Raw genomic sequence first — 3026 nt, 5'->3', positions numbered from 1 at the left:
GTTCCTTCGCTGAAGGTGATGCCGTCGAAGGAGTCCTTCCACCCCTGATTGATCAGCCCGCGGTCGGTCTTCCGCCGGTACCACAGGAGCCCGTCAGGTCCGCCGTACTCCTCGATCCAGGCCAGCGCGGCGTCGGCGTGCGGCAGCAGCTCTTCGACGGCCTCGGTGTGCAGGCCCCATCGGCGCAGCTCGCCGAGCAGCATGACGAACAGCGGGGTCGCGTCGACCGACCCGTAGTAGGCCTGGCCACCGTACGGGGAGGCGCTGTCCTGCACGCCGTGGCGCAGCTCGTGCATGATCTTTCCCGGCTCCTCCTCGGACAGGGGGTCGACCTTGGTGCCCTGCAGGCGGGCCAGCCGGCGCAGCGTGCCCAGCGCCAGCGACTGGTCGAGCGGCAGCGCCATCCAGGAGGTCAGCAGCGAGTCGCGGCCGAACAACGTCATGAACCACGGCGCCCCGGCGGCGATCGCCGGCGGCTCCTCCGGATGGCGCCGGTCGAACAACCTCAGGCTGCCCAGGTCCTCGCGCGAGCGGCGCATGACCTGGACGAGGTCGATGTTCGTGCTGGTCAGGACCGGGCTGTTGCGGGTCCACGCGGCCAGGCGGCGAGCCGGCTCGGCATGCTCGATGGAGTGGTCGGCCGGGAACCACGCCGAGCACTCCACGCCCTCGATGATCGGATTGACCACGAGGGTCGTACGCCACTCCTGCCGAGGGGGGACGACCAGGTGGAAGGTGAGCAACCCCGGCGTCGCCACCACCGGCGTGCCGGGAGCGTCGACCACGATCCGGGCGCCGCGTGCCCGGCTGGCCGAGAGCACCTCCAGTCCCGACTCGCTCGGGTTCATCTCCACATCGGCGACGGGCCGGGCCCGTTCGGCCTTCACCTCGAACAGGTCCGCCACGTCCGCGCCCACGTGGACGGTCAGCACGCACCCCGCCGGTTCCTGCGACATGTTGCGCAACACCAGGTCCTCGCGCAGGCCGCCGCCGACGTAGCGGTCGCGTACGACCAGCAACGTGCTCTCCGCCGAGCCCGGCCGCGGCCGGGCCTTGCCCACGAACGTGGCGTGGTACGGCGCGGCCGAGATCGTCTGCAGCGGCTCCACGGGATGGTCGTCCACCTTCAGCACCCACCGCGACAACAGGCGGGTGTCGGCATGGTAGACACCCTGCGCGGCGCCGGGCACGATGTCGCCGCCACGCTGGCACAGGCAGAACGAGCCGCCCTCCACCAGCGTGACCGTCTCCCCCAATGCCCCCGGTTGCCCCTCGAAAGTCCACGCGTTCATGGACATTCCCCCTCGCTGCCCCCCTCCCCTACATGCCCGCTGGCCGCCGCCTGACGCCATGACCTGGGGATCCGCCACCGGGAGACCGCGGCGGCGGCGCTTTGGCACCATGGATCTCAAGCCCTATGTCGACAGGCTCCGGCGAGACCTCGCGGTCGCCGCCGGGGCCGGGGGCGAGGATGCCCGGGCCCTCGCCGAGCGGCTCACCTCGCCGCTCGAGTCCTCCATCCGGCTCATCCTGCTGGAGGCCCTGTCGGCGGCCGCGGACGAGATCACGCGCGACCTGGCTCCGGGCTCGGTGGAGGTGCGCCTGCGCCGCGGCGATCCCGACTTCGTCCTGACGCGCTCCCCCGCGGACCATCCGTTCGGCGCGGGCGACGTCGCGCCGTCCGAGGCGGAAGCCCAGCCGGCCGGCACCCCGGCGGCCTGGGAGGGCGGCACCGCCCGGATCAACTTCCGCCTGCCCGAGCAGCTCAAGGCCCAGATCGAGGAGGCCGCCCGCCAGGAGGGCCTGTCGGTCAACAGCTGGCTCGTACGAGCCGTCGCGGCCACGCTGGAGTCCGGCGGCCGCCGGACGGCGCGGCCCGGGTCGCCAGGCGGGCGCCGCTACACCGGCTGGGTCGGCTGAGGCCCGGGCCCCGCCAACTTCACGAGGAGGGTTCCATGCCCACGTTCGACACGCCCGAGCCGATCTCGGCCAGGATCGACCTGCCCGGCGGCGAAGTGCGGATCATCGCGAGCGACCGCACCGACACGGTGGTGGCGGTGCGGCACGATGACGACGGCGAGGAAGCCGGCGTCCATGTCGGATACGTGCGCGGCAGCCTGGTCGTCAAGGGCGGGAGCCGGCAGGACTCCGGCCCGCCCCGGCACGTCGGCGGCAACCCCGTCATCGCCGCCGTGCGACAGCTGAGCCGGGGCATGCTGCTCGGCGGCTGCGCATCGGTGCAGGTGACGATCGAGTTGCCGTCGGGGTCGCACGTCCACGGCCAGACCATGGAGGGCGAGTTCCATGGCTCGGGCCGGCTCGGTGAGTGCCGGCTCCGTACCGACTACGGCGACATCCGGCTGGAGCACACCGGCACGGTGGATCTGACGAGCGACAGCGGGGAGATCTCCGTGGAGCGGGTGGCCGGCCACGCCGAGATCACCACCGCGTCGGGCGAGATCGTGGTCCACGAGATCGACGGCAGCGCGTCGATCAGGAACGACGACGGCGAGAGCCACATCGGTGACATCACCGGCGATCTCCGGCTGATCGGCGTCAACGGCGACATGTCCGTCGACCGCGCTCGCGGCGCCGTGGAGGCCAAGTCGGTGCACGGCAGTGTGCGGATCGGCGAGGTGGCCCGCGGCTCCGTCGTCCTGACCAGCTCGACCGGGGACCTCGAGGTCGGCATCAGGCCGGGCACCGCCGCGTGGCTCGATGCGAGCACGGCCAACGGCAGCCTGCGCAGCTCCCTCGACCCCCACGACAGCCCGGAGGCGTTCGACGAGGTCGTGGAGGTACGCGCGCGCAGCCACGACGGTGACATCGTCATCAGGCGCGCCTGACACCGGGGCGGCCGATCGCGCATCTCAGGCGCCTGACGCGGACGCGGACGCGGCCGGTCGCGTCACCGGGCGGGCAACGCGTCCGCCGCCTCCCGCAACCAGGCCATCAGGGTCCGCACCAGCGGGTGGTCGTGCCGCTGCCGGCCGGTGGCGATCCCGATGTAGCGGGCGGGGCGGGGT

3 protein-coding genes are annotated in these 3026 nt (G+C 72.6%); 2 read left to right on the top strand and 1 reads right to left on the bottom strand.

Annotated features, from left to right (window positions below):
- The coding region (locus tag ETD86_RS53610; protein WP_281287122.1) for an amylo-alpha-1,6-glucosidase at positions 1-1292 on the bottom strand (1292 nt) is incomplete at its 3' end.
- Positions 1293-1401: 109 nt separating this feature from the next.
- Here ETD86_RS53610 and ETD86_RS53605 point away from each other — a divergent pair.
- Positions 1402-1920 (top strand): Arc family DNA-binding protein, encoded by a 519-nt coding sequence (locus tag ETD86_RS53605; protein ID WP_138674273.1) that lies wholly within the window; start codon positions 1402-1404, stop codon positions 1918-1920.
- A gap of 35 nt (positions 1921-1955) precedes the next feature.
- On the top strand, positions 1956-2846 hold the full coding sequence (locus tag ETD86_RS53600; protein ID WP_138674272.1) for a DUF4097 family beta strand repeat-containing protein: 891 nt from the start codon (positions 1956-1958) through the stop codon (positions 2844-2846).
- Positions 2847-3026: the final 180 nt, after the last annotated feature.

This window comes from Nonomuraea turkmeniaca, from assembly GCF_005889735.1.
Taxonomy (GTDB): Bacteria; Actinomycetota; Actinomycetes; order Streptosporangiales; family Streptosporangiaceae; genus Nonomuraea; species Nonomuraea turkmeniaca.
This window is presented reverse-complemented; position numbering and strand designations above follow the sequence as displayed.

Excerpts from the sequence above, each read along its gene's own strand:
- ETD86_RS53600 (WP_138674272.1), top strand. The coding sequence starts at position 1,956 with ATGCCCACGTTCGACACGCCCGAGCCGATCTCGGCCAGGATCGACCTG.
- ETD86_RS53605 (WP_138674273.1), top strand. The coding sequence starts at position 1,402 with ATGGATCTCAAGCCCTATGTCGACAGGCTCCGGCGAGACCTCGCGGTC.